The sequence below is a fragment of the Streptococcus sp. 10F2 genome (assembly GCF_054331515.2).
The window spans coordinates 1-2646 of sequence record NZ_JBTGGE020000092.1 but is presented as its reverse complement, the minus strand read 5'-3'; the positions used below and the strand labels follow the sequence as shown (position 1 = coordinate 2646).

At 42.5% G+C, this 2646-nt stretch carries 2 protein-coding genes; both read left to right on the top strand.

Annotation, left to right across the window (positions count from 1 at the left end):
• The first annotated feature begins 366 nt into the window (after positions 1-366).
• The gene (locus ACXM1Q_RS09065) at positions 367-1485 is read left to right on the top strand and encodes a PfkB family carbohydrate kinase (protein ID WP_458517778.1); all 1119 of its coding nucleotides are present in this window, start codon (positions 367-369) and stop codon (positions 1483-1485) included.
• Positions 1469-2386, top strand: a complete 918-nt coding sequence (locus ACXM1Q_RS09060; RefSeq protein ID WP_458517777.1) for a pseudouridine-5'-phosphate glycosidase — start codon at positions 1469-1471, stop codon at positions 2384-2386. Before ACXM1Q_RS09065 ends, ACXM1Q_RS09060 begins: the two co-directional genes overlap by 17 nt.
• Positions 2387-2646 lie beyond the last annotated feature (260 nt).

The following is a 2646-nucleotide window of genomic DNA, read 5'->3' as shown; positions in this document are numbered from 1 at the left end:
GAGGACTGGTCAGCTGTCTCGATTACTACTTAAAACGACATGCGTTAAAAGTTAACTGAACCGCCGTGTGCCGAACGGCACGCACGGTGGTGTGAGAGGGACTATGCATTAGTCCCTACTCGATTCTTCGGGGGGCAAGTGGACCGTGTTCATTTGATCTAGAGCCCAGAAGTTAGGCACACAATTTAATAATTAGGATTTAGATTATCCTAGGAGAATACTACTTGAGTATCTCCCTGTGGAAATCTTCTCGGTTTCCTCTCGAATTTTTTATCATATTTCTTGCTTTCCAGAGAGAGATGGCTTATAATGAGGCTGTTGAAACAGTTGTTTGTACTTGGACAAATGTTTAGAAGGGAGGTTTTTGTGTTAACAGAGCGTGAGCAGGAGATTTTGGATTTGATTCGTCAGGATCCTTACCAATCTCAGCAGGAATTGGCAAACCAGGTAGGTTATTCGCGGTCAACCGTTGCGAATTTGATTTCTAGTTTGGTTCAGAAGAATTATCTGCGGGGCCGGGCTTATATTTTAGAAGAATCTAAATCTGTGGTCTGTATTGGTGGCATGAATTTAGATCGGAAATTTTATGCTAGGGAGAAGCTCCAAATGGGGACTTCAAATCCTGTGGGAGCTAGTCTTTCTGTAGGAGGTGTTGGCCGGAATATTGCGGAAAATTTAGGACGTTTGGAAGAAGATGTTCTCTTGCTCTCCTTGGTTGGAGACGATCATGATGGAGAGCAATTAAAGTCTTTGACCCAGTCTTATGTGAATCTCAAGTATGTTGACAAACAAAGTCATCATCCAACTAGTTCTTATGTTGCGATCTTAGATGAGGATGGGGATATGACTTTGGCACTAGCAAACATGACAATTTGTGATGAAATGACCCCTTCTTGGTTGTCTAAATATGAAAATCTACTGCTAGATGCTAAAGGGGTTGTAGCAGATTTGAATCTTCCCAAAGAGAGTCTGGACTATCTGATTCAACTAGCACGTGAGCATCAACTGCAGCTAGCTTTAATTCCAGTATCAGCCCCCAAAATGACGCATCTTCCTCAAGATTTGAAAGGGGTTGAATGGTTGATTGTGAATCTAGATGAGTCAGAGGCTTATTTAGAGTTAGCATTGGGTCAAAAAGTCACGAAAAAAGATTTGGCACGGGCTTGGTTGGATCATGGGCTTACACAGGTTCTCATCACAGAAGGGGCAGAGACGATGGTCTATGCCCATCAGGAAGGGACTTACCTAGAAATTCAACCAATCCCATTGGATCAAGTTGTAGATGCAACGGGGGCTGGAGATGCTTTGGCTTCAGGTGTTATTTATGGCTGGTTGAATGGCTACTCCATTCAGGAAATCTTACAATTGGGTTTAACTAACTCTTACCACACAATTCGTTCTCAGGACACTGTTCGTCCCAACTTGTCTAAAGAACGTCTCGCTAATGAAAGAAAGGAACTCTTTACCAATGAAACAGTATCTTGATATTGCACCGGAAGTTGCAGCAGCTCTTGAGGCAGGTCAACCTGTTGTAGCTCTTGAATCTACGATTATTTCGCATGGTATGCCGTATCCACAAAATGTGGAAATGGCTCAGACGGTTGAAGCCATCATCCGAGAGGAAGGAGCTGTCCCTGCCACTATTGCGATTATGGATGGAAAATACAAAATTGGGCTTAGTGAGGCAGATTTGGAACGTTTGGCAACTGAAAAGGATGTAGCAAAGGTATCGCGGCGGGATTTAGCGCTGATTCTTGCCCAGAAAAAAATCGGGGCTACAACTGTTGCCACCACTATGATTGGTGCCCATTTGGCTGGTATTCCCTTTTTTGTAACAGGGGGAATTGGAGGTGTTCACCGTGGTTATGAAGAAACGCTAGATGTGTCAGCTGACTTGGAAGAGTTGGCTCAGACGCCTGTAACGGTGATTTGTGCAGGGGCTAAATCCATCTTGGATCTCCCTCGAACATTGGAGTATTTGGAAACTAAAGGAGTTCCAGTCCTTGGTTACCAAACAGATGTTCTGCCAGCTTTCTATACTAGCAAGTCTCCTTATAAATTGAATAGTCGAGTTGACTCTGTTGAGGAAATTGCGCATATGAATAAGGTCAGTCATGAGCTTGGATTGACTGCAGGTACTTTAGTCGTGAATCCAATTCCAACGGAGTATGAATTGGATGCGGACTATATTGATGGTATCATTGCTCAAGCTGTAGTTGAAGCAGAAGAAGCGGGTATTATCGGTAAGGATATGACTCCATTCTTACTTGGAAAAATTGTTGATTTGACTGATGGTGAAAGCCTTAAAGCCAATATTCAACTTGTTTATAATAACGCCAAGGTTGGAGCAAGAATCGCTAAAGCTTACAGTCAATTAGAATCTTGATAGCAGAACAGTATAGGGGAGTGGGAAATACGAGTGAATCTACTAATTAGCCACTACATCAAATATTCTCACTTTCAATGAACCGATTGTCTCCCTATTATTTTGAGGTTGGACCTTGAGTCCAACTTCTTTTTATTATGGCTTCAAGCCAGTTTTTCTCGAAGAGAAAAACAGAAAAACCACCAGCTATGCTGGTGGCTGACAAGGCTTTGAGCTTCCATTTCTTTTTCCTGATATAATCTAATTGTTCAGGTTAGACA

Coding starts and splice junctions, on each gene's coding strand:
- ACXM1Q_RS09060 (WP_458517777.1), top strand. CDS start 1,469: ATGAAACAGTATCTTGATATTGCACCGGAAGTTGCAGCAGCTCTTGAG.